This is a genomic window from Flavobacterium sp. 25HG05S-40 (genome assembly GCF_052654735.1).
This window is the reverse complement of record NZ_CP199750.1, coordinates 530,891-557,222: the sequence shown is the minus strand read 5'-3', so window position 1 is coordinate 557,222 and position 26,332 is coordinate 530,891. Positions and strand designations below refer to the sequence as shown.

Here is a 26,332-nt window from a genome sequence, read left to right as displayed (position 1 = left end):
TAAACAACACTTCGACTGCGCTCAGTGTGATAAATATGAAACTGTACTTTTATTTTTTTTAATTCAAGTCGAAACGCACACCAAGCGATATGTTGTTTTGCTTCAAGGCATTGTCTTTAAACAAAGGATTCAAATCGTATTTTAGGTACAAACTAGTTTCTCCATAACCAATATAAGTACTCACACCGTATATAAAGTCGTTGGTATTGAAACCTCCTTTTTCTTTAATCGTTACATCATGTCCGTTGTCGCTGAATTTCGTAATCTGTTTTGATTTCACTCTAAATCCGGCGTAGCCTCCAATCCCGAAACGAACACTTTCATGAGTTCTGAATAATTTTTTCCCCTCTGCATTGGTTTTAGTTTTTGTAAAATCGAATTCCAAATGAACCGGCGCTGTCACGTAGACATTTCTGAAACGGGAATCTTTTAAATTCACCGAACTATATTCTAAATCCGTTTGGTTACCATTAGCTACAAAATAGCGACCATCGGTTGGACGAAGATTGTTATACATTACAGAAACTCCGTATTTCAAATGCAACAAATTATCGCTCTTGAAAAGTCGCGTGTTAGACGTAACGCCCCATTCGTAGAAATGGGAACCCCAATAGCGGTAATCGGAACCCGCAACAGCTCCATCGGTCACCAAATTGTTGACCCCTGCTGCGAAAACAAATTGCGATGTAGTTCGTGATTCCCCTCTTACTTTTCTGATAGAATCTCTTTTAATTACAATGGAAAAATATTGATTTTTACTTTCTTTGAGTTTCCCGTCTACTTTTTGTTTTACCAAGTCTTTAAGTTCCTCTTGGGCTTGCCCGATGCGGGTTTCGATGTTTTTTGAACGCACTTCCGCCAATTGTAATTTTTTATCATCGGCTTGTGCTTTGGAAATCGTTCCGGCTTCCAATTCCTTGTTTACTTCTTCCAATTCTATTTTTAATGCCGCTTTTTCTTCTTTGGTTATGGCATCAATTTTATTGGCGATTAATTTTACTTTCACTTCAAAAGTAAGGTCATTTTGTGCCGATACTTTTACGGCGAGAAGGCTTATAGCCACAGCTAAATAAAGGGTAATTTTTGTCATGATGTTTGATTTATTTGATTAATGATTGTTTATTCGTTATTCCTATTGGCCAACGCCACTTTAACTTCTTTATAATTTTTGCTGACCTTGTTGATTACTTTTTCACGGAAGGTCATTTCCAATTCGCCATCCACCTGGGAAAGCAAGCTCTTAGCATCTACTTTTACTACGGACTTTTGGTTGACCGATTGCTTTGCTGCGATATCCAAACTGGATAACAATTGTTCATCTGATTTGATTTTAGGACGATTGTCTACCACAATTGGTTTGGTATCCATAATTTTAGGCAAGTCCTTTAAGGCGATATCAGCACTGTTTTGGAATTCAATTGGTTTTTCACGATTAATGAGTGGATTAGCTGATTGTTTGTGATTGTTTGGCGTTGCTTGATTGTTGATTGAAACTCGTTGATTACTACTTGTCGGTTGATTTGAGACAGCTACTTGATTTTCTTTGTTGGTTGAAATTTGGAACTTAGAATTTGGTGTTTTAACTGTAGTATCAATTTTCACTTCTGTTCCAACAACATTATTTTGAGGTTGAATTTCAGCATCCTTTTGAGTGAAGAAAAGCGCACCAAGTGTTACGAAAACCAAAACGCTGGCAGCAATTCCAATAAAACGGAAGGTCAAAAACGGAAAACGCTTTGTTTTTTTTTCTTCGGCAACTGTTAGCATCGCATCTAATCTGTCCCAAGCCTGAGCAGAAGGTTGAATTTCTCTTGAATGCAACTTTTCTCTTATTTGATTTTCTAATTTATTCGGTTCCATTACTGTAATTTTTAAGTTTATTGATGTTGTCCTGAAGCATTTTACGTGCATGTGACAACTGAGATTTGGAGGTTCCTTCACTAATTCCGAGCATTATTGCTATTTCCTGATGTTTGAATCCTTCGATGCAATATAAGTTGAAGACCATTTTGTAGCCATCAGGCAAACTATCAATTAGCGACTGAATGTCTTCTACCGAAAATTTACTTTCAATATCATTATGTCTTTCTTCAATATAATTCTCATCATCAATGAAGGTCACTTTTTTCTGAACCCTGATATACGAAATGCATTCGTTAATCATAATTCTTCTAATCCAGCCTTCAAAATTTCCTTTATGTTCAAAGTTCTTCAAGTTAGTAAACACTTTCATAAAAGCTGTGATCATAATATCTTCGGCCAAATGCAAGTCTTTTATATACTGTCGGCAAACACTTAACATTTTCTGGGAATACTTAGAATAAATCTTTTGCTGTGCATGACGGTTATTACCAACGGCCAGTTCGATTATTTCTTTTTCTTCCTGATGTAAAGTAATTACCTTCATGTTGTATGTTAAACAGCTTATTTTTTTCTGATTGTTAGATCAATAATAGACCTCTATTGACATAGACGAGAATCGTTTCAAAATAGTTGTATGAGGATTTGAAAATTTTTGAATTTGAATATTTGAAAATGAAAAATAGCAACAAATTCAATACTTCCCAACGTAAAAAAAATAATTAAAAAAATTACTTTTTCCTTTCGATTACATAATTGACCATCAAAGAAAGAGATTCTTTATATTCTGATGATGGGAAGTTTTCTAAAATTTGGAGTGCTTCTTGTTGGAATGCGGTCATTTTTTGTTCGGCGTAGCCCAATCCATTTTTGTCTTTTACAAACTGAATGACTTCTTTGACACGCTTTTTGTCTTTGTTGTGGTTTTTAATCGAATTGATGCACCAGCTTTTTTCTTTGGGAGAACAGTTGTTCAAAGCGTGAATTAGTGGCAACGTCATTTTTTGCTCCTTGATGTCGATTCCGGTTGGTTTTCCGATGGCGTCATCGGTATAATCAAATAAATCGTCTTTGATTTGAAATGCCATTCCGATAAGCTCACCAAATTTTCGCATTTTCTCTACCAAATCTTCATCTTCAGAAACTGATTTGGCACCAAGTGCACAGCAGGAGGCAATTAAAGTGGCAGTTTTTTTTCGGATGATTTCATAATAAATATCCTCTACAATATCCAATCGACGGGCTTTTTCAATTTGGAGTAATTCTCCTTCGCTCATTTCACGTACAGCCACCGAAATGATTCGGAGTAAATCAAAATCGCCATAATCAATAGAAAGCAATAATCCTTTTGACAAGAGATAATCGCCCACCAAAACAGCAATTTTATTTTTCCACAAAGCATTGATAGAGAAAAATCCGCGACGGCGATTACTGTCATCTACCACGTCATCATGAACCAACGTTGCTGTATGAATTAGCTCGATTACACTAGCACCACGATAGGTTCTTTCATTGACTTCGCTAGTTTCAGAAATCATTTTGGCCACTAAAAAAACAAACATCGGACGCATTTGTTTTCCTTTTCGGTTCACAATATAATAGGTGATACGATTGAGAAGCGCCACTTTGGAAGTCATCGATTCGTAGAACTTTTTTTCAAAAAGCTCCATTTCACGCTGTATCGGTTCTTTTATTTGTGAAGTGGTATTCATTGCTTCCAAAGATACAATATTGACTTCGTTTGAAAAATTTTTTAGCATCTCATTAAACCTTTTTATAAAAGGAGACTCCAATAGAAGAACTAAAAAAATAATAACGATGAAAACAACCAACCTTATCCTAGGATTTGCTCTTGCTCTAACCATCCTAAGCTGTTCCAAAGAGGAGAATAGCAATGGTAATGCCATTTCTACAGAAGATGCTCAAGTGAGCTCTAAAATTGATGCCATGAACGACGATGTGTCCGCAATTGTGGAAGAAGAAGAGGCCAATACCTATTCCGATGCTATCAATGGAAAAACCTCGGAGTTAATCGAATCTGAACTTACTTCCTGCGCTACCATTACCCGAGTTCCTGCCTTTGGAACTGCACCTACTGTGGGTGAAACTGTGACTAAAACTATTGATTTTGGGACAGGCTGTACTTTAAACAGCGGCAATGTAGTTAGCGGAAGAATTATTATTTCTTTTGTATTCCAACCAAGTGCAACTTCACACACTATCAATTATTCGTTTGATAATTTCTTCCATAACGGAATAGCATTTAACGGAGACAAAACATTCACTCGAACAATGACAGCAGCTCCTAATGCACATCCAATTGTAACGATGACTATGGATTTAACTGCTACTTTGCCAAATGGCGCTTTATATCGCCGAGTTGGAAACAGAGTGCGTGAAATCATTGAAGGCTTTGGGGATGCTGTTTTAGCGAATAATGTGTATCAAATTACAGGAAGTTGGGTTACTACTGGACCAAACGGCGGAACGCAAACTAGCACCATTACTACACCACTAAATGTAAAAATGAGCTGTATCGCAGTCAACAAACCGTTATTAGTTTCAGGAATAATTACCATAGTTAGAAATAACAATACGGCTACACTTGATTTTGGAGATGGTACTTGCGACAATTTAGCAGTATTAACCGTAAACGGAAACAATTACAATATTGTCATAGGAAATTAAGATTGCTATTTAAAAAAGGAAAAGCACTGTTTTTTTTTGAAAAAGTCCCGATGTTGAGTTAGTTCATCGGGATTTTTTTATGATTTGTTGGCTAGCTGTCCGCAAGCAGCATCGATGTCTTTTCCTCTACTCCGGCGTACTTTGGCTACGATGTCATTTTGTGCCAATGCTTTGATATAATTGTCAATAGCTGCATCTGAAGCTTGTTGAAATTCGCCATCATCAATAGGATTGTATTCAATCAAATTGACTTTACATGGAACGTGTTTACAGAATTTTACCAAGGCATCAATAGATGCTTTATCATCATTAATTCCCTTCCAAACAACGTATTCATAAGTGACCTTACTTTTGGTTTTTCGGTACCAATATTCTAAGGCTTCCCTGAGTTCGGGCAACTGAAAGTTTTTGGTAAACGGCATGATGTGATTTCTGGTGGCTTCCATAGCCGAATGTAACGAAACCGCGAGCTTGAATTTGACCTCATCATCGGCCATTTTTTTTATCATTTTGGAAACTCCCGAAGTAGAAACGGTAATTCGTTTTGGCGACATGCCCAACCCTTCGTCTGAGGTTATCATATCGATGGCTTTCATTACATTGTTGTAATTCATCAGCGGCTCCCCCATTCCCATAAAAACGATATTGGAAAGAGGTCTGTTATAATACAAACGACTTTCTTTGTCAATGGCTACCACCTGATCGTAGATTTCACCGGGTTCCAAATTTCGCATTCTTTTTAAACGGGCTGTCGCACAAAAATTACAATCGAGACTACAACCAACCTGACTCGAAACACAGGCAGTTGTTCGGGTTTCTGTCGGAATCAAAACACTTTCAACAATCAAGTCATCGTGTAAACGAACCGCATTTTTAACGGTTCCGTCTTCACTCCTTTGCATGGTATCGACCTTAATATGATTGATTACGAAGTTATTTTCGAGCATGGTTCGGGTTGCCTTGGAAACGTTGGTCATGTCTTCAAAACTGTGTGACGCTTTACTCCAAAGCCATTCGTAAACCTGATTCCCTCGAAAAGCCTTATCGCCATTGGCCACAAAAAAATCGCGCAATTGCTCTTTGGATAAACTTCGGATGTCTTTTTTCTCGATTTCCATGGTGCAAAGGTAAATATAAAGTTGAGAAACTAATTTTGGAATTTGTAATTTTGGCTTTCGAAATTTATCCTTATGCATTTTCTTTCCGACGAACTAGATAACTATGTATCACTACATTCAGAAAACGAGCCTGAATTGTTGGTACAATTAAACCGAGAAACCCATCAAAAAATCCTTCAACCTCGCATGTTGAGTGGGCATTTTCAAGGAAGGGTTTTGAGTATGCTTTCAAAAATCATTCATCCGACTGCTATTCTGGAAATCGGAACCTATACAGGCTATGCGACACTTTGCTTGGCGGAAGGTTTAGCTAACAACGGTACGATTGACACCATTGACAACGAGGAAGAATTGTTTGATTTTCAGCGAAAGTATTTTGACAAAACCGTTTGGGCCAATCAGATTACACAACATCTCGGTGACGGTTTGGATATTATTCCAACGCTACACAAAAAATACGATTTGGTTTTTATTGATGCTGATAAGGAAAACTACATTAACTATTTCCATTTGATTGTTCCGATGATGAACAAAGGTGGCATCATTCTTTCGGATAACGTTCTTTGGAGTGGAAAAGTTTTGGAAGCATTGAATCCGAAAGACATCACAACTAAAATTCTTTTAGAATACAATCAGCTATTAAAAGAAGATCCAAGAGTGGAAACGGTTTTATTGCCTATTCGAGATGGGTTGACGGTTTCAAGAGTACTGTAATTTTACAAAGTGCGAAGTATGTATTTTGAGTACAATTTGTAAAAAACAAACCCAAAAGTAGCACCAAAGGTATATCCTGTCAAAATATCAGTTGGAAAATGTAATCCTAGATAAATTCTGCTGTAAGCAAAAATTAGCGGGAATAAAAAGAGCAGGTAGGCCTGTTTGTAATATCGTTTTAAAACCATGAAACCAAAAACGGCCGTTGCCATGGAATTGGTAGCATGACCTGAGAAAAAACTATAGGATTTACTTTTTTTCCAATATAACCTGAGCAAATCCTGCACTTCAGGATCGTTACAAGGACGTAAACGCTCGAAATGATCTTTGAAAAAATTAGCGGTTTGGTCACACAATAAAATCAAAAAAGCAGTAAAAAGAATGTAGTAACCGAAATTTTTCCAACCGAGTTTCTTCTGTAAAAAATAAAAAACAAGTAAAAATATTGGAGTCCAGTAGACTTGTTTGGTGATAATCAGCCATAATCCGTCAAAAGTCGGAGAACCCAATCCGTTTAGGAATACAATATGTTCTCTATCAAGCTGAATGATTTTTTCCAAAATTAGCGTTGTCTTTTGATGGGTCCAGTTAAATCTTCAATATCTTCCTTGGCTTTGGTTACTTCGGGTAAAATATTGATATCCAAATTTGTTTTTACCTTTTCAACCTCGTCAGAAAATGTGGAAGTAAGTTCTTTCATTGAAGTATCTATGCCATTCGCTTCAACGCCTTTTTGGATTTCGCTTTTGATTTCATTGGTAGCATTTTTAAACTGTGCCATCGCTTTTCCCATAGTCCTGGCAACATCCGGAATTTTATCCGAGCCGAAAAGCATCAATGCTATGAAAATTATGAAAATTAATTCGCCGCCACCAATTCCGAACATAGTTTTTTACTTTTTATAAACGAGACGCAAAGTTACTTAAATTGCTATTATTTTTGTACTATTTCCAAATATTTAGTAGCCAAATCAGAAAAGATAAAACGAGCCATCATTTTATTTTTTGTGTTTAAAGCTTCCTCTAGTTTAGCATCTTCAACAGCATAATACCAAAAGCCTCTTAAATAGTCTTTGGGTATTTTTAGGTTCTCTAAAAAATATTCTTCTTTAAAGAGATATTCAATTTTTTGTAGTAAATACTCTTTTCTTTCGATTGCCAATTCTTTCTTTAGCATTGCCGTTCGACCTGTAATAGCATTTATGATAGGATCTAAACCTATAGAACCTCCCATCATTGTTCCTACATTCGCCGTCGGGTCAAAATCGGAAGCTGTTTTTAGTCGGCGTTCCGCTGGTGTGTATACTTTGGCTGGCTTTTGCAAAATTCCAAGCGACACCGCATTAATATTGGGATAGGTTTTTACCTCAACTTCTTCTAAGGGAATGACTTTCGCTTCTACATTGGCGATGAATAATTTTTTGGCCAAATCATCTTCTGTAATCACTTTGGTTTTAGTGAGTATTTGCAAGCCTTTAAACTGCAGTGTATCACCTAATTTCACAAACATCGAGAAGTTACCATTTTTATCTGATGTGGTGTTAGAATCGGAGCGAAGATTGGTGATGTATACTTCGTTAAGCTCCTTAATTTGAGACGTCACTTTTCCTTTCAATAAAGTCAATTCCTGACTTTGAACAAGTGTTGTCCCAAAAAATAAAAACAGGATTATACTTTTAAATAACTTCATTATTTTAAATTTACGATGTAAAAATATCTTTTAGCCATTTAAATGTTTATAATCTTTTGTTAAACTTACATTCCTAAAGAAAAGCAAACCTTACGCTATGAAAAAAATGATTATCGCCAGTACGTCAACGGTTCATGGCGGCAAGTATTTAGACTATTTACTACCCTCTTTAGCACATCATTTTAAAGATTGTAGTGAAATCCTTTTTATTCCTTATGCGCGTCCCGGTGGCATTTCGCATGATATGTATACCGAAAATGTTCGTTCGGCTTTTGCCACAATAAACAAAGCAGTAAAAGGGCTACATGAATTTGAAAATCCGAAACAAGCCATTTTGGAAGCGCAAGGAATTTTTACCGGTGGCGGCAATACTTTCTTGTTGGTAACCCAATTATATGAAAACAAGGTTATGGAAATACTATCACAAGTAGTACAAAACGGGACGCCGTATTTAGGTTCGAGTGCCGGGAGTAATATCGCCGGATTGACGATGCAGACTACGAATGATATGCCGATTATATATCCTCCAAGTTTTAAGACTTTGGGATTGATACCGTTTAATTTGAATCCGCATTACCTAGACCCTGATTTGCAAAGCAAACATATGGGAGAAACCAGGGAAACCCGAATCAAAGAATTTCACGCATTTAACGAGATTCCGGTTTTAGGACTACGAGAAGGAAGCTGGTTGGAAGTTAATGGCAAAACCATACTCTTAAAAGGCAATTTATCCGCACGTTTGTTTAGACAGCATGAAGTCCCGACAGAACTGGGATCAGAAAGCGATTTGTCTTGGATTAGATAAATTTAGCAATGTCTAAAAATAACTGACAGCCACTGGCTGTCCTCCTTTTAATTTCAAACGTTAGCGATTGCAGCAAGTACCGTGTACTGCGGAAAGCGCGGCCTCGTCTTTGGGACGAGGAAACGCCCTAAAAAGAAAAAACCCCTAATTGACTTAGAGGTTTTGGTTTCTGAGCGGAAGACGAGGCTCGAACTCGCGACAACCAGCTTGGAAGGCTGGAGCTCTACCAACTGAGCTACTTCCGCATTATTGAGGTGCAAATATATAGAATAACATTCTTTCGATGCAAGTTTTTTTCAAAAAAAATTATCTATTTTTCTAATTAGGCCAAGGTTTTCCTGTAATTCATTTATAATGAAAATGTTGTATTTTTACGTTCCAAATTACAAATTGTGACTAGCATGACTGAGGTAAGGGAAATTTCGGCTTTTGATACCTATTTGGTTCGAAATGCGGTTCTCAGAAAAGGCAAACCAATCGAAACCTGCTTGTTTCAGGGCGATGAATTACCAACAACTAAACATTTCGGCATCTACAACAATCAACTCATTGGTGTTATTTCATTGTTTGAAAACAACCATCCGATTTTTGAGGAACCTTCTCAAATTCAAATACGAGGCATGGCTGTTTTGGAAGATTTTCAAGGTCAGCGTTTGGGCGAAAAACTAATCCTGAATTGCGAACAGTATCTTACAGAACTGAAAAAAAATACGCTGATTTGGTTTAATGCACGAGAAAGTGCTGTGGGTTTTTATGAAAAACTTGGGTACGCCATTATTGGAGCTATCTTTGACATCGAAGGTGTTGGAAAACACTATGTGATGTTCAAGAAACTAAGTGTTTAGTCTGGCTAGTATCTCACTGCTTTTGGAAGGATGATAAATAAATAAACACGATTTATTTTTAATCACGTTTATGATTTTTTCATTCATTTCAACCGGAATCGCAGGACAGCCCTGACTTCTTCCCAATCTTTTGTTTTGTCTGATGAAAGACTCCGAAACATATTCAGCGCCGTGCATTACAACCGCTCTTTCTCTAGCTTTATCATTTAGTCCTTTTTCTAATCCGTCTAATTTTAAAGACATTCCGTGCTTCCCGTTATAGATTTCGCCAGTTGCATAAAACCCAATACTGCTTTTAAAAGACTCTGCTTGATTGGAGAATTCGTTAGCAAATTCTTCTCCGGTATTTCTTCCGTGAGCAACTAAGGTGTGAAATAAAACCACATTCTTCTCTAAATCGATTACCCAAAGACGCTTTGCAGTGGAGGACAAACTGAAATCTACTAACGTCAATATATTTTTCGTAATAAGCCCCTTTTCTTTTAGCAGTTGAAAACCGGTTAAAGCGGTATTAAAACAATCAAAATTGGGCATAGCGAAAGAATTAGCATCCAACTGATTGTAAATGGATACATTTTTTGAAATATTCTCTTCAGCTAGAGTAGCATTTATTTTTGTGGAATTTGTTTTGCTTGGTAAGCTCGTAAACGACATTAACAAAAGAACAAAAAACAAAGGAAAAAACTTATAATTCATTGAGTAAATAGGTTTTAATCGTTAGATTTGGTATTACAAACATAAAGTAATTTTTAAAAAATAAAAATAAATCAGGCTTTCTTAAGACAATTTTAATCTTTTTAACGTATTGTATTTGAATGATTTTATTGATAACTGGGTTGTAGATATGAATTTATTATTTAATTTTGCTCGACTAACCACCACCATCAATGCCTAAATACTATTACTATCCCCTATATGTAATACTGCTTTTTATAGGCAACGTATTTAGTCAAAATCCCAAAAAGACCTTAGTTACTCAAGTCACTAAAGAAAAAATCTCTATTGACGGTAAATTTGATGAAGCTGTGTGGGCTACTGCAAATGTGGCAACCGATTTTGTGATGATATTTCCAGACAACGGAAAACCAATTGCTCCCGAAAAAAAGACCGAAGTTAGGGTTGTTTACGATAACGAAGCTATTTATATCGCGGCTAAACTTTATGATGATGAAACGAACAAGATATCAAAGGAGTTAACACGGCGAGATGTTTTTGGAACAGCGGATCACTTTGGTGTTCAAATTAATGGCTATAATGATGGCCAACAGGAATTTCGTTTTTTTGTAAGTGCCGCCGATGTTCAGATTGATGTTTTTTACACAGAATCTAATGGAGAGGATTATTCTTGGAATGCCATTTGGGACAGTAAAGCCCGTTTGACAGAATTTGGCTGGGCTGTCGAAATGAAAATCCCTTATGCTGCCTTACGCTTTTCTACCGAGAGCAAACAAACTTGGGGTGTCAATTTCTATAGAGAAATCAAACGCACTAATGGAAAGTACACCTGGAATCTGTTGGACAACAAAATCAATTCCGAAAGCAATCAAGCCGGAATTTTGGAAGGTATTGAAAACATCAATACTCCTACCCGTTTATTCCTTATTCCTTATTCCTCTTTTTATTTGAACGCTAGTGATTCCCGAAAAACCTTTGGAGAGTTTAAGGGCGGATTGGACATCAAATATGGTATTAGTGATGCTTTTACCTTAGATGCCATTCTAATTCCGGATTTTGGTCAGACTAAGTTTGATAATGTTCAATTAAATCTTAGCGCATTTGAACAACAGTTTGATGAAAACAGGTCTTTTTTTACCGAAGGTACCGACTTGTTTAACAAAGGAAATTTATTATACACACGAAGAATTGGAGAAGCTCCCGATGTTGAAGTAGCTGACAATGAAACGGCAGTAGATATGCCTAGCTCTATAAAGTTAATTAATGCTATGAAAATTTCAGGGCGAACAAGAGGTGGTTTGGGAATTGGCGTCTTAAATGCCGTTTCCGAAAACACAAGTGTTGTGGTCAAAAACGATGACACTGGCGAAAGAAGATTACAAACTATTGCCCCGCTAACCAATTATAATGTAATGGTGCTTGATCAACGATTTAACAAAAACTCTTCGATTTCTCTAGCCAACACTAATGTTTCTCGCAACGGTAGCTTTAGAGATGCTAATGTTTCGGCTTTGGTTTGGGATTTAAATACGCGTTCTAACTCTTTTCAAGCCGTTGGTAATTTAGAATACAGCGCTATCAATGATGCCAAAGATAAAAATGGAATCCGGTCTTATGCCGAATTTAATAAGACAAAAGGCAAAATTCGATTCGGTGCTGGTGCCAATATTATCAGTCAGGATTTTGACAATAATGATTTAGGCATTAACTTTGAAACGGGATTCTATAATTTTTACACTAACATCAGCTACCGCATATTAAATCCAAATAAATTGGTCAACGGATTTAGAGTTAACTTCAATACTTACAACGAGTTCCACAAAGAAACCGGACTTTTAAAAGCAAATAATTACAATACTAATTTCCATATAACCACGAAACAAAATCATGATTTTGGTATGGGAATCAACATTGACCCTCTGGAAACCGCCGAATTTGATCCCCGAATCGGAATTAATGGATACAATATCAATCCGGCCAAATATGGTGGTTGGGGCTATTTTTCATCAAATTACAACTACAAATTCGCCTTCGATATTGAGCCGAGTTACACCAAGTACAATGAAAAAGGAAGAGAATTATACGACTTAACGCTCTCTCCCAGATATCGTTTTAGCGATAGGCTATTGGCAGTTTATAGCTTTAATATCTTTAAGTATACCAATGACAATGGATATGCTACTACTATTGACACCGATTTAAATTCGGCTACACCAGACGATGTGATTTACGGCTACCGAAATGTGGTTTCCTATTCCAACACCTTATCCGCTCGATATTCTCTGAACAGCAACATGAGCTTTACGCTCTTGGCTCGGCATTATTGGTCCTATTCACAAAACAAAAAATACTTACTACTACAATCTAATGGACGGTTTCTGGATTACACAAATCCGGTTGATAACCAGAATCAGGATTTCAGTACTTGGAATTTGGATTTAACCTATTCCTGGTGGTTTGCTCCCGGAAGCGAAATTTTGGTACTTTATAGAAACAGTTCCAATCGTTTTGACGGTATCATTACAAAAGATTTCGATTACAATGTGAAGAGTTTGCTGAATGACAATGTCTTAAACCACGTTTTTTCTGTGAGTATCAAATACTACATCGACTACAATTCGCTTAAAAACCTCAAAGTTGTCAAAAGCTTTACAAAACCTAAGGAAAGAATCCGTTTCTAAACTTAATTTTTAGCGTTATCTTTGTGCACCCAAGGACAATAGTCCAAAAAAGTGTGCCATAAAAATTCGCCATAATGAACAAAAAAGTTATCTTAATGATATTGGATGGTTGGGGAAAATCACCCGACCCCAAAGTTTCCGCCATTGACAATGCTAATGTCCCTTTTATCAATAGCCTTTACACAAAATACCCCAATGCCCAACTTCGAACAGACGGCTTAAACGTTGGTTTGCCCGAGGGTCAGATGGGAAATTCAGAAGTAGGCCACATGAATCTTGGTGCCGGAAGAATTGTGTATCAGGATTTGGCCAAAATTAATTTGGCAGTTGAAAATAAAACCTTCAATAAGGAAAAAGCCATTGCTGATGCCTTTGATTATGCCAAAGAATATAACAAAACAGTACACTTTTTAGGATTGGTTTCTGATGGTGGTGTACATTCTCACATCAATCATTTAAAAGGTCTTGTTGATGCTGCTTATGATGCCGGACTTCAAAAAGTGTTTATTCATGCTTTTACAGACGGACGCGATGTGGATCCTAAATCAGGAGCCGGATTTATTGGTGAAATTGTAGACCACATTAAAGGTACTTCTGTTAAATTAGCCTCAGTAATTGGGCGCTATTATGCTATGGATCGCGATAAAAGATGGGAACGCGTGAAGCTTGCTTATGATTTGGTGGTCCATGGAACCGGAACTCATTCGACTAATGCCGTAAAAAGCATTGAGGAAAATTACGCAAAATCGGTGACTGATGAATTTATGCCACCGATTGTAATGACCGAAAACGGGGAACCAATCGCAACCATCAAAGAAGGTGATGTGGTCATTTTCTTCAACTTCAGAACCGACCGAGGACGTCAACTGACAGAAGTATTATCGCAAAAAGACCATCTGGACCAGAATATGCACAAGATGAATTTGTATTATGTGACGATGACCAACTATGACGATACGTTCAATAATATTTATCGCATTTTCGACAAAGACAATCTCAACGAAACGTTAGGCGAAGTTTTAGAAAAACATCATAAAAAACAAATAAGAATTGCCGAAACTGAAAAGTATCCACACGTAACGTTCTTCTTTTCGGGTGGACGTGAAGAACCGTTTGAAGGCGAAACCCGAATTTTAAGAAACTCTCCGAAAGTAGCCACCTACGATTTACAACCTGAAATGAGTGCTTTTGAACTCAAGCATGCTTTAATCCCAGAACTACAAAAAGGAGATGTCGATTTTGTATGTCTTAATTTTGCCAATGGCGACATGGTAGGACACACCGGAATTATGGAAGCCGCCATCAAAGCCTGTGAAGCTGTTGATCTTTGTGTTAAAGAAGTGGTAGAAACTGCCCTTGCGAATAATTACACTACCATCATTATTGCAGATCACGGTAATTGCGAAACGATGATTAACCCAGACGGTTCACCAAATACCGCACACACAACCAATCCGGTTCCAATAATTTTAGTCGATAAAGAACTTCAAAGTATACATAATGGAGTTTTAGGAGACATTGCTCCTACTATTTTGGAACTAATGGGAATTGAAAAACCCATTGTAATGACTGGGAAATCGCTGTTATAACTTGATATAAATTACATACTTTTTTAAAAGGAGATTCTATTTTGGATCTCTTTTTTTATATAAATAAAAGTTAAAATTTCAATATTGATAGTATTACTATTATCTTTGCAAATAAATACATAATTGAAATCATGAAAACAATTCGCCATATATTCCTATTTACACTTTTTACAATTTCTAACATTGCGAGTGCTCAAAATGAAACAGATAAATTTAAAGAGTATTATAGTATCACAGAGGCACTAAAGAATCCCGAAAAAGTTATTCGTTTAAACTTAAGCAATCAAACGGTTTTAGTTTCTGATGAAGATTGGTCAAAACTCATAAACTTAGAATACTTGAATCTTGAGAATGATCATTTAAAAGAAATTCCTATTGGTGTTACCAATTTAAAATCATTAAGAGTTATCAACCTCAATGGCAACAATTTTAAAATATTACCCTCTGAATTTTCTAATCTTATCAATTTAGAAGAAATTTTTTTGAATGATGAGCAATTTATTGATTTACCAAAATCTTTAAATGTGTTAGCAAAACTACCAAAACTAACATCGCTTCATTTAGAGAAGGACAATTTAAAGGAACTACCTCGTGAAATCTTAAAATTGAAGAAACTTGAAAACCTGTATCTTAACCACAATAAACTTAAAGAAATTCCAAAGATTGAAACCTTACAACATCTAAAATATCTTGATTTAAACGACAATAACATTGATCCAAAATTACTAGATATGAGAAATTTAAATTTTGGGTTTAGGATTAATTTTTAATGAAACAATTATGATTGAAGCACTAATTCCTTTAGTTTCACTTATTGTCTTAGAAATCATTTTAGGAATAGACAATATTATTTTTATTTCAATATTAGCTGACAAGCTTCCTGAAAGCCAAAGAAATAAACTCCGTATTTGGGGAATAGGTTTGGCAATGTTCATGCGATTATTACTTTTAGCCTTTATTTCGTTTATATTAAAACTTGACAAAATAGTATTTTATTTGTTTGAAATTGGGTTTACAGGTAAAGGAATAATACTTATTCTAGGTGGATTATTTCTGATTTATAAAAGTACTAAAGAAATTTATCATAAAACAGAAGTATTACATTCTAAAAAAGAGGCAACCCTAATAAAAGGCACCTTCGCAAAAATACTTGGCGAGGTAATACTTTTGGACTTAGTCTTTTCTGTGGATTCAATAATTACAGCCGTGGGAATGGTAAATGAACTTTGGATTATGTATACTTCAGTAATCGTATCGGTAATTATTATGCTCTTTGCCTCAAAACCCATTAGCCAATTTATAAGTAAACATCCTTCGTTCAAAGTGCTAGCATTATGCTTTCTAATGATGATTGGTGTATCTTTACTTGCTGAAGGTTTTCAGTTTGAAATACCTAAAGGGTACATCTATTTCTCTATGGCATTTGCCTTTCTAGTTGATGTAATTCAAATGAAGACCATCAAAACCGAACCATAAATTACACTCTTGATTATTATTTAAGCGATTATTATTCTACAACAACCATGGACAAATTACTCTTATCCTTAAAAATTCAAATCAACGAAAAAATATTCGTAAAAGACCCTGAAAGCTCTATTCTTGGTAAAAAAATTATAGAAGAAAGCATCATACTGATTGACGAAATTGGTTTTGAGGATTTTACTTTTAAAAAATTAGGCGAACGAATTGGTTCCAATGAAAGCTCTATTTACCGATATTTTGAAAGTAAGCACAAACTTTTATTATATTTATGCTCTTGGTATTGGGGTTGGATGGAATACCGACTTGTTTTGTCAACTTCCAACATCAATGAACCCATGGAAAAACTAAAAAGAGCCATCACCATTGTTACCGAAAAAATAGAAGACGACAGCGCCACACTTCATATCAATGAAGGAATTCTAAATCGCATTATCATAGTACAATTTACCAAAACCCTTCTGACCAAAGAAGTGGATGAGGAAAACAAAGAAGGATTCTTTTTAGTGTATAAAAGGGTTATCAATCGACTTATTGATATTATTCAAGAGGTAAATCCAGAGTATTTATTTGCCAAAAGTTTGGCTTCTTCTATCGTCGAAGGCTCGTTACACCAACACTTTTTAAAAGACCATTTGAAAACCATCACAAATTGTAACAAAACAAGTACATCCACTGATTTTTATCTTGATTTAGTTCAAAAAACTTTACGCAACTAATTATGGCACTTACTGCATCACAACGATTAATCAACTTACTTAAATTGGATAGAAAAGACATTTCTCAAATCTTTTTCTATGCCATTTTTGCAGGTTTAATAAGTTTATCACTTCCACTAGGCATTCAAGCAATTATCAATCTAATCCAATCTGGCAGAGTCAGTATTTCTTGGATTGTTTTGGTATTTATTGTCATCGCTGGCGTGGCTTTAGTGGGTGTTTTATCTTTAATGCAATTGCGTATTACCGAAAATTTGCAACAAAAAATATTCATCCGTTCTTCCTTTGAATTTGGATTTCGACTACCAAAAATTAAAACCGAGGCGCTGTACAATCAATATCCACCTGAATTGGCGAACCGTTTTTTTGATACGCTTACCATTCAAAAAGGTGCCTCAAAACTGTTAATCGATTTTTCAACGGCATTACTTCAAATTATCTTTGGAATCATTTTACTGTCGTTGTACCATCCGTTTTTTATATTCTTTGGATTTTTTCTCGTGATTTTATTGTATATCATCTTTAGATTTTCCTATAATTCCGGTCTTTCTACCAGCTTAAAAGAATCAAAATATAAATATAAAGTGGTGAGTTGGCTACAGGAGATGGCTCGAAACAATTTTAGTTTCAAAAAAACGACCAACTTTGATTTTGCTTTAACCAAAAATGACCGATTGGTTTCGGAATATCTTGCTTACAGAGAAAAGCACTTTGGCATTATTAAAAGACAGTTTACCCAATTAATCATTTTTAAAATCATCATTACTGCCGGATTATTGTTGATTGGCGGCTATTTAGTGCTAAATCAGAAAATGAATATCGGTCAGTTTGTGGCAGCGGAAATCATTATTTTATTAGTCATCAATTCTGTTGAAAAAATTGTAATTGGTCTGGAAACTTTATACGATGTCTTAACTGCGGTTGAAAAAATAGGGCAAATTACCGACTTGGAAATTGAGGAAGCACATTCCAAAAAAGCAGATTTCTGTTACACAAACATTCAGTTAGATGTTGAAAGCATGAGTTATAGATTCCCAGATGCAGCAAACTATGTTTTGGAGAAAATCAATCTAACCATTAACCAATCGGACAAAATATACCTAGAAGGAAATAACGGTTCCGGAAAAACAACGCTTATCCGAATTTTATCGGGCTTATTGCAACCATCATCAGGATCGCTTTACATCAACGACGACACCTACAGAAAAATAGACTTAGACCATTATCGCTCGCAAATCAGCACCATTATTACAGGAGAAACGCCCTTTGAAGGCACAATATTGGAAAACATTACTTTTAATAATCCGGTTGTAAGTCAGGAGGACTTAAAATGGGCTATTGAAAGTGTCAAACTGGGCGACTTCATCAAATCGTTACCCAAAGGTTTAGATACTAAAATCTTTCCGGAAGGCAAACAATTGTCTTCTTCCAATGCTCAAAAAATTCTTTTGGCGCGAAGTATCATCAATAAGCCAAAAATACTTTTTTATGAAGATGCCTTAGATAAAATGGATGATGAAGATGCTATAGAAGTGATTAATTTTATCACCTCAGCAGAAAATAAATGGACACTAATCGTCTCCTCTAAAAAAGACTATTGGAAAGAAAAATGTAACAGAAGAATCACGATGAAAGAAGGAAAAATTAGTAATGATATCAAACAATAATAGGTATGCTTAACATTTCAAACAATAATAGAATTGGCGAAAGCATAGAACAATACAGCACATTCAAGACCTTGAGTGAGAGACCGTATTATCGAATTCTAAACAAAATAATCATTGGCTTTTCTGTACTAGTTTTGATTATCCTTTTTTTGCCATGGACACAAAACATCTCGGGAAGTGGAGCTGTAACAACTTTAAAACCTGACCAAAGACCTCAAACCATCCACTCTGCCATAGCTGGGAGAATTGAAAAATGGTATGTAAAAGAAGGTGATTTTGTAAAAAAGGGAGATACAATACTTTTCATTTCAGAAACTAAGGAAGATTATCTCGATCCAAATTTGGTAAAAAATACCGAAAGTCAACTGAAAGCCAAAGAAATGTCTGGGAAATCCTATGGTGGAAAAGTCAGTTCTCTTTCGGCTCAAATTGCAGCCATACAAAACGAACGACAGCTAAAACTGCAACAAGCCAAAAACAAAATCAGACAATCGATGCTGAAAATAAAAAGCGACAGTATGGATTTAGTCGCCGTAAGAACTCAAATCAAGATTGCCAACACGCAGTTTAATCGATCACAATCGTTAAACAAAGAAGGACTAAAACCCATGACTGATGTCGAAGAAAAACGACTAAAACTGCAAGAGGTTGAAGCGAAAATCATCACTCAGGAAAACAAATTATTGGCTAGTGAAAATGAATTAATCAATGCCAAAGTAGAAGTAAACCGGATTGTAGCCGAATACAATGAAAAAGAGCAAAAAGCCAGAAGTGATCAGTACACAGCGCTTAGCGGTCAATATGACACGGAAGCTCAGGTCAATAAGCTGAAAAATCAGTATACCAATTACCAAATCAGAAACGGCATGTATTATATCAAAGCACCACAAAGTGGTTATGTGAACCGTGCGTTACAATCGGGAATTGGAGAAACCATCAAAGAGGGAACGCAAATCGTGAGCATCATGCCGTCAAAATACGATATCGCAGTAGAAACTTTTGTATCACCTACCGATTTACCGCTACTACACAAAGGCGAGAAAGTTCGGGTTTGGTTTGACGGTTGGCCAACCATTGTTTTCTCGGGCTGGCCTGGAATGTCTTATGGTACCTTTGGCGGAAAAATCATTGCTATTGAAAACTTTATCAGCGATAATGGAAAATTCAGAGTATTGATAGCTCCAGATGAAAATGAAGCACCTTGGCCTAAACAAATCAGTATTGGTTCGGGTGCGCAAACGCTTGCTCTATTAGACAATGTGCCGGTTTGGTTTGAAGTTTGGCGTACACTAAATGGCTTTCCACCGAACTATTATCAACCTAAAACAAATCTCCAAAAAGATAAAAAATAATGAAATCAGTAGTTTTAGGCTTTCTTTTTTTAGGGTTTTCAGTTTGGGGACAAACCACTATTTCCAAAGAACTCACGTATAATGAGTTTCTAGGTTATGTAAAAAAATACCATCCATTGGTTAAAAGTGCCAACTTACAATTGAGTGCAGCTCAAGCCAATTTAATGATGGCACGTGGCGGCTTTGACCCGAAAATTGAAGTCGATTTTGAACAGAAAAAATTCAAAGACAACGAATATTATTCAATTCTGAATAGCAGTTTTAAAATTCCGACTTGGTACGGAGTGGAAATTAAAGCCGGATTTGACAACAACGACGGCATTTATCTGAATCCCGAAAATACGGTTCCCAATCAAGGACTGACTTCATTTGGGATTTCAGTTCCGTTGGGACAAGGATTGTTTATCAATCAGCGAATGGCCGATTTGCGCAAAGCGAAAGTTCAAATCCGATTGAGTCAATCCGAACGGAATTTGGAGGCTGTTGCTGTTTTGTATGATGCGTCGACAGCGTATTTCAATTGGAAACGAAACTTCAGCGAAGTGCAATTGTACCAAAAATATGTAACCAATGCTGATGTCCGTTACCAAGGAATTTCTAAACTGATTGAACAAGGCGACAAACCCGCAATTGATAGTGTTGAAGCCGGAATAATCCTCAGAAACCGAATGTTAAGCCTCGAAGATTCTAAATTGAAATTAGCTAAAGCTAAATTGGAATTGAGTAATTTTCTTTGGCTGGAAAATAATGTCCCTCTTGAATTACAAGAGGATATTGTTCCCGAAGAAAACTTATTAGCAACCATCAAGGAAACGTTGCGCACCAACGATTTGATGCTGGACAATCCTTCGTTGGATAAACATCCGAAAATAAATGCGCTTGAGAGTAAAATAGAGATACTCGACATTGAACGCAAGCTCAAAGCCAATATGCTGCTGCCCAAAGTAGATGTAGGCTATTCGTATTTATCCGAACCAAGCTACATCGACAACTATCGATTTCAAGATTATAAAATTGGGGTAAATTTCTACTTTCCGCTATTTTTACGAAAAGAACGTGGCAGTTTACAATTGGCGAAATACAAACTGCAGGACAGTAAGTTTGATTTGGATTTGGAGCGCGTACAACTTAAAAATAAAATTAAGGCGCAACAAACCGAGATTCAATCTTTGGAGAAGCAGCGCCAACTTATTGCCAGTTTGGTCAAAGACAACGAAACGATGCTGAGCTCGGAAGACCGCTTGTTTTCGTTTGGAGAAAGCTCGGTATTTTTAATTAATTCGAGAGAGAACAATTTGGTTTCGGCACAGTTATCGCAAATAGCGATTGATAACCGTTTTTTGGAATCGAATGCCTCTTTGTTTAAAATCATGGCGAATCCTGAATAAGCATCTAGTAGTAGGACGCTATCCAAGAAAAATATTCCTCATTGATTCTAACTTTTTCACTCCGAATAAATTCTAAATAAGCATTTGCTGTAGGACTCATTTTTTTTCCTTTTAACCATATTAAGTTCCAGTTCGTTACTATTGGCAAATTTTTTGCGGAAATTATTTTGATGCTACCATTTTCCAATTCGTTTTTTAAACCTATTAAGGGCATGATCGACAATCCTAATCCAGCAATTACGGCTTGCTTTACTGCTTCGTTTGAGGTGAGTTGTAACTTCATTTTGGCCTGAACCCCTTGCGCTCTTATATAGTTTTCCATGGCTATTCGTGTGGCAGATCCTTCTTCACGATAGATTAACGAACTACTTGAAAGATAGGCTTTAGTATTTTTTATAACGTCGCTGTTTTGATAATTGGTTACTAAAAAAAGTTTGTTGGTTAATAGTACTTCCGCATCAACCTCAATCCCTGTTGGTAAAGTAGAGACAAGCGCAAAATCAACTTCATTATTTTTTAGGGATTTAATAACTTTAAGCTTATTGGTCACATCCATTTCGAGTTCAATACCACTATTTTTATTCGTGAAATCAGATAAAAAATAGGGCATTACATATTTACCCGTAGACACGACTGAGATTTTTAACTTCCCAGAAAGCATGCCTTTAAATGCTAATGTCTTGTAATTGATATTGTAAACTTCGTTAATAATATTTTGAGCTGCAACCGCAATTTCATTACCAAACTCTGTAACATATAATTGTCTACCAATAACTTGAGTAAGTGGTATTTCAAACTGATCTTGAAGATTCTTTAACTGAATGGAAACCGCTGGCTGAGTCAAATGAAGCTCTTCAGCCGCTTTAGTAATACTCTTAGTTTGTGTGATCTTTAAAAAAACCTGTAACTGGTGCAACGTATAATTCATTAATAATATTTATGTATTTTATAACAAATATAAATAAAAATATATGGAACAGTGATTTTATCTTTGTCAAAAATTAATCAAAATAGTATCATGCAACGAATAACTATCGCAAAAGGAGACGGAATCGGTCCAGAAATAATGGACGCTACATTAAAAATTATCAATGCTGCTGGTGCTCAACTAGAGTATGATGAAATTGAGGTAGGTGAAAAAATATATCTATCAGGCAATTCCTCAGGTATCGCCAAAGAAAGTTGGGACACTATCATCAAAAATAAAGTTTTTTTAAAAGCTCCTATCACAACACCTCAAGGAGGTGGTTACAAAAGTTTGAATGTAACCACTCGAAAATTTCTAGGCTTATACTCCAATGTGCGTCCATGTGTAAGTTTGCACCCTTTTGTTGAGACCAAACATCCAAAGATGGACATTGTAATTATCAGAGAAAACGAGGAAGACTTGTATGCAGGAATTGAACACCAACAAACGGATGAAGTAATCCAATGTTTAAAGCTAGTGAGCAGACCAGGCTGCGAAAAGATTGTCCGTTATGCCTTTGAATTTGCCAAACAATATGGCAGAAAGAAGGTAACTTGTTTTACCAAAGACAATATTATGAAGCAAACCGATGGATTATTCCATCAGGTTTTTGACGAAATTGCTACTGAGTATCCTGAAATAGAAAATGAACATTGGATAATCGATATAGGCGCTGCTAAAATGAGTGACACACCAGAAGTCTTTGACGTAATTGTTACTTTAAATTTATATGGTGATGTGCTTTCTGATATAGCTGCACAAATCGCAGGATCTGTTGGACTTGCAGGCTCAGCAAACATTGGAGAAGAGTGTGCTATGTTTGAGGCTATTCATGGTTCTGCGCCTAGGAGAGCTGGTCAAAATTTAGCTAATCCTTCAGGATTGCTACAAGGAGCCGTAATGATGCTTAATCATTTAGGACAAAACTCCGTGGCCACGAAAGTACATAACGCTTGGTTAAAAACGTTAGAAGATGGCATCCATACTTATGATATTTATACCGAAGGGAAAAGCTCCAAAAAAGTGGGAACCCAAGAATTTGCAGATGCGATAATTGCCAACCTTGGAAAAGAACCTGTCACATTAAAACCTGTAAACTATCAAAGCGGGCAAGAGATTACGTTGCCAAAATATGAAAAGAGGACACCAGCCAAAAAAGAACTCCTTGGACATGACATTTTTGTACACTGGAATGGGACTGATGCCAATGAATTGGCTCAGAAAATGGATACTATTGGCACGTCAAACGTAAAGCTTTCGATGATTACTAATCGTGGAATTAAAGTATGGCCTGAAGGATTTTCGCAAACCTTTTGCACCGATCATTGGAGATGTCGCTTTAAAACAGAAAACGGCAAAACCATCAATAAAGAGGAACTTATCATTTTACTACAACAATGTTTACAAAATGGCATTGATACCATAAAAACCGAAAATCTATACCAATTTGACGGGAAAATGGCTTTTTCACTCGGACAAGGACAATAAAACGCAAATACGATGAAATTACAACTAATTGATGGTGCATTTAGCCCCACAGAATCTATTGAAATTTTAACCCAATTGTACCATGTTAAAATAAAATTTCATGAAGAGAAAGTTAAAACTAGTGCTAACGAAGAAGATATCAAAATGAGAGAAGGGAAGATTAAGGCACTACAAAAGAATTTAGAAGAGGCTCGCGCTTACATTAACAGCGAAAATAAAAATTTCCACATGGAAGGCATCATCAACTTTTAATCATTTCAAGCAGTATTCGATGAAGTAACCACTTTAATGATTAGTTAAATAACTGTAAATAACTATGAATAAAATATTTCAAAAAAAAACTATTACTATCAGTATTCTGATGCTTGCCACACTAGCATGCTTGGTGTTTAATTTCTTTTTTTCAGGAGATTTAATTAGCACCAGCCTTTTGGGTCTTTGCCTATTATTACTCCTATCACAATTAAAAAAAGAGAACATAAAATTATGACTACAACTGAAAAAAAAGAGTTTCAACTTATTGAAAGTACATTCACTCCCGATGATGCTAACAATTTACTTTCAACCATGATTACCAATAAGGTTAATTATCATAAAATCGATGATTTTAGCAATCATATTCGATATGATAGAGATAGTGGCCATTCTAGAAAACGGATTAATGAATTACTTCAAACCAAAGAAGAACTGACAGAATTTATAAGAACAGCAAAACTCAAAGGAGTTAACTTGATAGTACAAAGCAGAGTGTATTTAGAATATGCAAATGATGTTTCTGAATAGAAAACTTCTAATCGCTACAAAACATAAAAAAGAAAAGGTGATTGCTCCTTTGTTTGAAAGTGGACTTGGTGTTAATTGCTTTGTTACCGAGGCCTTTGACACGGACACCCTCGGAACCTTTACGGGAGAAATTGCAAGAAAAGATGATGCGCTAACGACCCTTCGAAAAAAATGCCTCCACGCTATGGAAAAGAATCATGCTGATTTGGTTATCGCTAGTGAAGGGTCGTTTGGTGCACATCCATCTGTTTTTTTTGCTGCTGCAGATGACGAACTCATGATGTTGGTTGATGCCAAAAACAATATAGAAATTGTTGTCCGCGAAATAAGCATGGAAACTAATTTTAGCGCTTCAACTATCAAAAATAAAACTGAATTATTAGCTTTCGCAAAACGGGCAAAGTTTCCTTCACACGGACTCATTTTAAAGCCTACTGAAACCGATTACACTAGAATTATCAAAGGGATAAATAACGTAACGGACTTAAAAAAACACTTTCAAGAATTTGTAAATGATTTTGGCTCTGCCTATGTCGAAACTGACATGAGGGCAAACTTCAATCCAAGTCGAATGAAAGTTATTGAAAAAACTGCGGTAAAACTTTTAGAAGCTGTTCAATCAAAATGTCCTCAATGTAAATCACCAGGATTTACTATTTCGCAAGCTCTTTCAGGTTTGCCATGTGCTTGGTGCAACCGACCAACAGCATCAACCCTAAGTTATCTTTATACATGCCAAAAATGTAGTTTCAACAAGGAACTCTTATATCCGAAACAAAAAACTAAAGAAGACCCTGCCTTCTGTGATTACTGTAACCCATAATCTATCCAGATGATTTCAAAAGATATTTACCAAGCCGCTGAATGGCTAAACAATGATGCCATTGTTGCTTTACCAACCGAAACAGTATATGGGCTAGCAGGGAATATTTATAGTGAAAAAGCCATTCGTAAAATTTTTGAGGTAAAAAAACGCCCACACAATAATCCCTTGATTGTTCATGTTGGATCAAAAGAGGCGGTAAAAGAAATTGCCTCAAACGTTCCAAATATTGCTTGGCAATTGATGGATAAATTTTGGCCCGGACCACTAACTTTAGTACTCCCAAAGCAAAGCACTATTCCGGACAGCATTACCGCTGGAAAAAATACAGTTGCTGTAAGAATGCCCAATCATCCTGATATACTACAATTACTTGCTATTTTGCCTTTCCCTTTGGCAGCTCCAAGTGCAAATCCTTTTGGTTCCATAAGTCCCACCTCAGCAAAACACGTAGCAAACTATTTTGACGATAAAATTCCCTTGATTCTAGATGGTGGAAATTGTAAAAACGGGATAGAGTCTACTATCATTGGCTTTGAAAATGACCAAGCCGTTTTATATCGTTTAGGTGCTATTTCCATAGAACATATTGAAAAGGAAATTGGTCCCATTAACATTAAAAACTTCGAAGAAAATACGCCCTCAGCACCCGGAATGATGCTAAGTCATTATGCTCCCAAAACATTTAGTGTAATTGCTACAGACCTATCGGATGCGATAGCTTTTTACAAACCAAAAAAAATTGGGTTACTCCTTTTTAACACTAAAATCAATAACAAAGAGGTATTCCATCAAGAAATACTGTCGGTTAAAGGGAATTTAACCGAAGCTGGAGCCAATTTATATGCTGCTTTGCATCGTTTAGACGCTTTAGACTTGGATGTGATTATCGCGGAAAAATTCCCTGATAATGAGTTAGGAAAAGCTATAAACGATCGATTAAAAAGGGCTACCGTTACAAAAGACTTCAAATAAGAAAGCACTACTATAATCCTTTAAAAA

The 26,332-nt window shown here is 36.0% G+C and carries 27 protein-coding genes and 1 tRNA gene; 17 read left to right on the top strand and 11 right to left on the bottom strand.

Translation table 11 applies throughout. From position 1 onward, the window contains the following. Window positions 1–58 precede the first annotated feature (58 nt). The 4 genes from ACULEU_RS02380 to ACULEU_RS02365 all read right to left on the bottom strand — a co-directional run bounded on the left by ACULEU_RS02380 (window position 59) and on the right by ACULEU_RS02365 (window position 3,572). Window positions 59–1,090 (bottom strand): hypothetical protein, encoded by a 1,032-nt coding sequence (locus ACULEU_RS02380; protein WP_445453857.1) that lies wholly within the window; start codon window positions 1,088–1,090, stop codon window positions 59–61. A 29-nt stretch (window positions 1,091–1,119) separates the two neighbouring features. After that, the gene (locus ACULEU_RS02375; RefSeq protein WP_445453856.1) at window positions 1,120–1,860 is read right to left on the bottom strand and encodes a hypothetical protein; all 741 of its coding nucleotides are present in this window, start codon (window positions 1,858–1,860) and stop codon (window positions 1,120–1,122) included. Beyond that, complete coding sequence (locus ACULEU_RS02370; protein WP_445453855.1) at window positions 1,847–2,407, bottom strand: RNA polymerase sigma factor; 561 nt, start codon at window positions 2,405–2,407, stop codon at window positions 1,847–1,849. The genes ACULEU_RS02375 and ACULEU_RS02370 overlap by 14 nt, the downstream gene beginning before the upstream one ends. Before the next feature lie 184 nt (window positions 2,408–2,591). Continuing rightward, complete coding sequence (locus ACULEU_RS02365) at window positions 2,592–3,572, bottom strand: polyprenyl synthetase family protein (RefSeq protein WP_445454881.1); 981 nt, start codon at window positions 3,570–3,572, stop codon at window positions 2,592–2,594. Window positions 3,573–3,678: 106 nt separating this feature from the next. Here ACULEU_RS02365 and ACULEU_RS02360 point away from each other — a divergent pair, with 106 nt between their 5' ends. Continuing rightward, window positions 3,679–4,548, top strand: coding sequence for a hypothetical protein (locus ACULEU_RS02360; RefSeq protein ID WP_445453854.1), 870 nt, complete (start codon window positions 3,679–3,681; stop codon window positions 4,546–4,548). Between the two features lie 77 nt (window positions 4,549–4,625). Here ACULEU_RS02360 and rlmN read toward each other — a convergent pair whose 3' ends face one another. After that, window positions 4,626–5,666: a 23S rRNA (adenine(2503)-C(2))-methyltransferase RlmN gene (rlmN, locus tag ACULEU_RS02355; protein ID WP_445453853.1), complete on the bottom strand. Its 1,041-nt coding sequence runs from the start codon at window positions 5,664–5,666 to the stop codon at window positions 4,626–4,628. A gap of 72 nt (window positions 5,667–5,738) precedes the next feature. Between rlmN and ACULEU_RS02350 the strand changes: the two genes are divergently transcribed. After that, window positions 5,739–6,380 carry an O-methyltransferase gene (locus ACULEU_RS02350; RefSeq protein ID WP_445453852.1) on the top strand — a complete coding sequence of 214 codons (642 nt, stop codon included), beginning with the start codon at window positions 5,739–5,741 and terminating at the stop codon, window positions 6,378–6,380. Window positions 6,381–6,382: 2 nt separating this feature from the next. On the opposite strand, the gene ACULEU_RS02345 is transcribed toward ACULEU_RS02350, so the two are convergent. The 3 genes from ACULEU_RS02345 to ACULEU_RS02335 are packed head-to-tail and all read right to left on the bottom strand — an operon-like array spanning window position 6,383 to window position 8,069. Further along, the gene (locus ACULEU_RS02345; RefSeq protein ID WP_445454880.1) at window positions 6,383–6,943 is read right to left on the bottom strand and encodes a phosphatase PAP2 family protein; all 561 of its coding nucleotides are present in this window, start codon (window positions 6,941–6,943) and stop codon (window positions 6,383–6,385) included. Continuing rightward, complete coding sequence (locus tag ACULEU_RS02340; RefSeq protein WP_445453851.1) at window positions 6,943–7,266, bottom strand: Sec-independent protein translocase subunit TatA/TatB; 324 nt, start codon at window positions 7,264–7,266, stop codon at window positions 6,943–6,945. Before ACULEU_RS02340 ends, ACULEU_RS02345 begins: the two co-directional genes overlap by 1 nt. Window positions 7,267–7,313: 47 nt before the next feature. Further along, window positions 7,314–8,069, bottom strand: a complete 756-nt coding sequence (locus ACULEU_RS02335) for a hypothetical protein (RefSeq protein WP_445453850.1) — start codon at window positions 8,067–8,069, stop codon at window positions 7,314–7,316. A gap of 97 nt (window positions 8,070–8,166) precedes the next feature. Here ACULEU_RS02335 and pepE point away from each other — a divergent pair, with 97 nt between their 5' ends. Then, window positions 8,167–8,874, top strand: coding sequence for a dipeptidase PepE (gene pepE / locus ACULEU_RS02330; protein ID WP_445453849.1), 708 nt, complete (start codon window positions 8,167–8,169; stop codon window positions 8,872–8,874). A gap of 172 nt (window positions 8,875–9,046) precedes the next feature. Here pepE and ACULEU_RS02325 read toward each other — a convergent pair. After that, window positions 9,047–9,119: transfer RNA gene (locus ACULEU_RS02325), tRNA-Gly, on the bottom strand. 156 nt (window positions 9,120–9,275) lie between these two features. Between ACULEU_RS02325 and ACULEU_RS02320 the strand changes: the two genes are divergently transcribed. Beyond that, window positions 9,276–9,719: a GNAT family N-acetyltransferase gene (locus ACULEU_RS02320; RefSeq protein WP_445453848.1), complete on the top strand. Its 444-nt coding sequence runs from the start codon at window positions 9,276–9,278 to the stop codon at window positions 9,717–9,719. Here ACULEU_RS02320 and ACULEU_RS02315 read toward each other — a convergent pair. Then, window positions 9,708–10,415 carry a murein L,D-transpeptidase catalytic domain family protein gene (locus tag ACULEU_RS02315; RefSeq protein ID WP_445453847.1) on the bottom strand — a complete coding sequence of 236 codons (708 nt, stop codon included), beginning with the start codon at window positions 10,413–10,415 and terminating at the stop codon, window positions 9,708–9,710. The two genes, ACULEU_RS02320 and ACULEU_RS02315, sit on opposite strands and share 12 nt — an antisense overlap. 191 nt (window positions 10,416–10,606) lie before the next feature. Here ACULEU_RS02315 and ACULEU_RS02310 point away from each other — a divergent pair, with 191 nt between their 5' ends. From ACULEU_RS02310 to ACULEU_RS02275, 8 genes are all read left to right on the top strand, one after another. Continuing rightward, complete coding sequence (locus ACULEU_RS02310; protein WP_445453846.1) at window positions 10,607–13,075, top strand: DUF5916 domain-containing protein; 2,469 nt, start codon at window positions 10,607–10,609, stop codon at window positions 13,073–13,075. Window positions 13,076–13,149: 74 nt separating this feature from the next. Then, window positions 13,150–14,664 (top strand): 2,3-bisphosphoglycerate-independent phosphoglycerate mutase, encoded by a 1,515-nt coding sequence (gene gpmI / locus ACULEU_RS02305; protein WP_445453845.1) that lies wholly within the window; start codon window positions 13,150–13,152, stop codon window positions 14,662–14,664. Window positions 14,665–14,795: 131 nt separating this feature from the next. Further along, window positions 14,796–15,434 (top strand): leucine-rich repeat domain-containing protein, encoded by a 639-nt coding sequence (locus tag ACULEU_RS02300; RefSeq protein ID WP_445453844.1) that lies wholly within the window; start codon window positions 14,796–14,798, stop codon window positions 15,432–15,434. A 10-nt stretch (window positions 15,435–15,444) separates the two neighbouring features. Continuing rightward, window positions 15,445–16,140 (top strand): TerC family protein, encoded by a 696-nt coding sequence (locus ACULEU_RS02295; RefSeq protein ID WP_445453843.1) that lies wholly within the window; start codon window positions 15,445–15,447, stop codon window positions 16,138–16,140. Between the two features lie 47 nt (window positions 16,141–16,187). Continuing rightward, window positions 16,188–16,862, top strand: coding sequence for a TetR/AcrR family transcriptional regulator (locus ACULEU_RS02290; protein WP_445453842.1), 675 nt, complete (start codon window positions 16,188–16,190; stop codon window positions 16,860–16,862). A 2-nt stretch (window positions 16,863–16,864) separates the two neighbouring features. After that, window positions 16,865–18,529 (top strand): peptidase domain-containing ABC transporter, encoded by a 1,665-nt coding sequence (locus tag ACULEU_RS02285; RefSeq protein ID WP_445453841.1) that lies wholly within the window; start codon window positions 16,865–16,867, stop codon window positions 18,527–18,529. A gap of 5 nt (window positions 18,530–18,534) precedes the next feature. Then, on the top strand, window positions 18,535–19,881 hold the full coding sequence (locus ACULEU_RS02280) for an HlyD family secretion protein (RefSeq protein WP_445453840.1): 1,347 nt from the start codon (window positions 18,535–18,537) through the stop codon (window positions 19,879–19,881). Next, window positions 19,881–21,269 carry a TolC family protein gene (locus tag ACULEU_RS02275; RefSeq protein WP_445453839.1) on the top strand — a complete coding sequence of 463 codons (1,389 nt, stop codon included), beginning with the start codon at window positions 19,881–19,883 and terminating at the stop codon, window positions 21,267–21,269. The genes ACULEU_RS02280 and ACULEU_RS02275 overlap by 1 nt, the downstream gene beginning before the upstream one ends. 4 nt (window positions 21,270–21,273) lie before the next feature. On the opposite strand, the gene ACULEU_RS02270 is transcribed toward ACULEU_RS02275, so the two are convergent. After that, window positions 21,274–22,197 carry a LysR family transcriptional regulator gene (locus ACULEU_RS02270; RefSeq protein ID WP_445453838.1) on the bottom strand — a complete coding sequence of 308 codons (924 nt, stop codon included), beginning with the start codon at window positions 22,195–22,197 and terminating at the stop codon, window positions 21,274–21,276. Window positions 22,198–22,287: 90 nt separating this feature from the next. Here ACULEU_RS02270 and ACULEU_RS02265 point away from each other — a divergent pair, with 90 nt between their 5' ends. From ACULEU_RS02265 to ACULEU_RS02245, 5 genes are all read left to right on the top strand, one after another. Next, the gene (locus ACULEU_RS02265) at window positions 22,288–23,724 is read left to right on the top strand and encodes an NADP-dependent isocitrate dehydrogenase (protein WP_445453837.1); all 1,437 of its coding nucleotides are present in this window, start codon (window positions 22,288–22,290) and stop codon (window positions 23,722–23,724) included. A gap of 12 nt (window positions 23,725–23,736) precedes the next feature. Then, window positions 23,737–23,976 (top strand): hypothetical protein, encoded by a 240-nt coding sequence (locus tag ACULEU_RS02260; RefSeq protein WP_445453836.1) that lies wholly within the window; start codon window positions 23,737–23,739, stop codon window positions 23,974–23,976. A gap of 234 nt (window positions 23,977–24,210) precedes the next feature. Further along, window positions 24,211–24,507: a hypothetical protein gene (locus ACULEU_RS02255; protein WP_445453835.1), complete on the top strand. Its 297-nt coding sequence runs from the start codon at window positions 24,211–24,213 to the stop codon at window positions 24,505–24,507. Continuing rightward, a complete protein-coding gene (locus ACULEU_RS02250) occupies window positions 24,491–25,330 on the top strand; it encodes a DUF6671 family protein (RefSeq protein WP_445453834.1) in 840 nt (279 codons plus the stop codon). The genes ACULEU_RS02255 and ACULEU_RS02250 overlap by 17 nt, the downstream gene beginning before the upstream one ends. Before the next feature lie 9 nt (window positions 25,331–25,339). Then, complete coding sequence (locus tag ACULEU_RS02245; RefSeq protein WP_445453833.1) at window positions 25,340–26,305, top strand: L-threonylcarbamoyladenylate synthase; 966 nt, start codon at window positions 25,340–25,342, stop codon at window positions 26,303–26,305. Window positions 26,306–26,332 lie beyond the last annotated feature (27 nt).

Bases quoted from the DNA above. Each gene is read 5' to 3' on its own strand.
- pepE (WP_445453849.1), top strand. From the start codon at position 8,167: ATGAAAAAAATGATTATCGCCAGTACGTCAACGGTTCATGGCGGCAAG.
- ACULEU_RS02280 (WP_445453840.1), top strand. From the start codon at position 18,535: ATGCTTAACATTTCAAACAATAATAGAATTGGCGAAAGCATAGAACAA.
- ACULEU_RS02375 (WP_445453856.1), bottom strand. From the start codon at position 1,860: ATGGAACCGAATAAATTAGAAAATCAAATAAGAGAAAAGTTGCATTCA.
- rlmN (WP_445453853.1), bottom strand. From the start codon at position 5,666: ATGGAAATCGAGAAAAAAGACATCCGAAGTTTATCCAAAGAGCAATTG.
- ACULEU_RS02335 (WP_445453850.1), bottom strand. From the start codon at position 8,069: ATGAAGTTATTTAAAAGTATAATCCTGTTTTTATTTTTTGGGACAACA.
- ACULEU_RS02295 (WP_445453843.1), top strand. From the start codon at position 15,445: ATGATTGAAGCACTAATTCCTTTAGTTTCACTTATTGTCTTAGAAATC.
- ACULEU_RS02270 (WP_445453838.1), bottom strand. From the start codon at position 22,197: ATGAATTATACGTTGCACCAGTTACAGGTTTTTTTAAAGATCACACAA.
- ACULEU_RS02380 (WP_445453857.1), bottom strand. From the start codon at position 1,090: ATGACAAAAATTACCCTTTATTTAGCTGTGGCTATAAGCCTTCTCGCC.
- ACULEU_RS02315 (WP_445453847.1), bottom strand. From the start codon at position 10,415: ATGAATTATAAGTTTTTTCCTTTGTTTTTTGTTCTTTTGTTAATGTCG.
- ACULEU_RS02365 (WP_445454881.1), bottom strand. From the start codon at position 3,572: ATGAATACCACTTCACAAATAAAAGAACCGATACAGCGTGAAATGGAG.
- ACULEU_RS02320 (WP_445453848.1), top strand. From the start codon at position 9,276: ATGACTGAGGTAAGGGAAATTTCGGCTTTTGATACCTATTTGGTTCGA.
- ACULEU_RS02265 (WP_445453837.1), top strand. From the start codon at position 22,288: ATGCAACGAATAACTATCGCAAAAGGAGACGGAATCGGTCCAGAAATA.
- ACULEU_RS02245 (WP_445453833.1), top strand. From the start codon at position 25,340: ATGATTTCAAAAGATATTTACCAAGCCGCTGAATGGCTAAACAATGAT.
- ACULEU_RS02250 (WP_445453834.1), top strand. From the start codon at position 24,491: ATGATGTTTCTGAATAGAAAACTTCTAATCGCTACAAAACATAAAAAA.
- ACULEU_RS02360 (WP_445453854.1), top strand. From the start codon at position 3,679: ATGAAAACAACCAACCTTATCCTAGGATTTGCTCTTGCTCTAACCATC.
- ACULEU_RS02290 (WP_445453842.1), top strand. From the start codon at position 16,188: ATGGACAAATTACTCTTATCCTTAAAAATTCAAATCAACGAAAAAATA.
- ACULEU_RS02370 (WP_445453855.1), bottom strand. From the start codon at position 2,407: ATGAAGGTAATTACTTTACATCAGGAAGAAAAAGAAATAATCGAACTG.
- ACULEU_RS02285 (WP_445453841.1), top strand. From the start codon at position 16,865: ATGGCACTTACTGCATCACAACGATTAATCAACTTACTTAAATTGGAT.
- ACULEU_RS02340 (WP_445453851.1), bottom strand. From the start codon at position 7,266: ATGTTCGGAATTGGTGGCGGCGAATTAATTTTCATAATTTTCATAGCA.
- ACULEU_RS02350 (WP_445453852.1), top strand. From the start codon at position 5,739: ATGCATTTTCTTTCCGACGAACTAGATAACTATGTATCACTACATTCA.
- ACULEU_RS02310 (WP_445453846.1), top strand. From the start codon at position 10,607: ATGCCTAAATACTATTACTATCCCCTATATGTAATACTGCTTTTTATA.
- ACULEU_RS02300 (WP_445453844.1), top strand. From the start codon at position 14,796: ATGAAAACAATTCGCCATATATTCCTATTTACACTTTTTACAATTTCT.
- ACULEU_RS02260 (WP_445453836.1), top strand. From the start codon at position 23,737: ATGAAATTACAACTAATTGATGGTGCATTTAGCCCCACAGAATCTATT.
- ACULEU_RS02275 (WP_445453839.1), top strand. From the start codon at position 19,881: ATGAAATCAGTAGTTTTAGGCTTTCTTTTTTTAGGGTTTTCAGTTTGG.
- gpmI (WP_445453845.1), top strand. From the start codon at position 13,150: ATGAACAAAAAAGTTATCTTAATGATATTGGATGGTTGGGGAAAATCA.
- ACULEU_RS02255 (WP_445453835.1), top strand. From the start codon at position 24,211: ATGACTACAACTGAAAAAAAAGAGTTTCAACTTATTGAAAGTACATTC.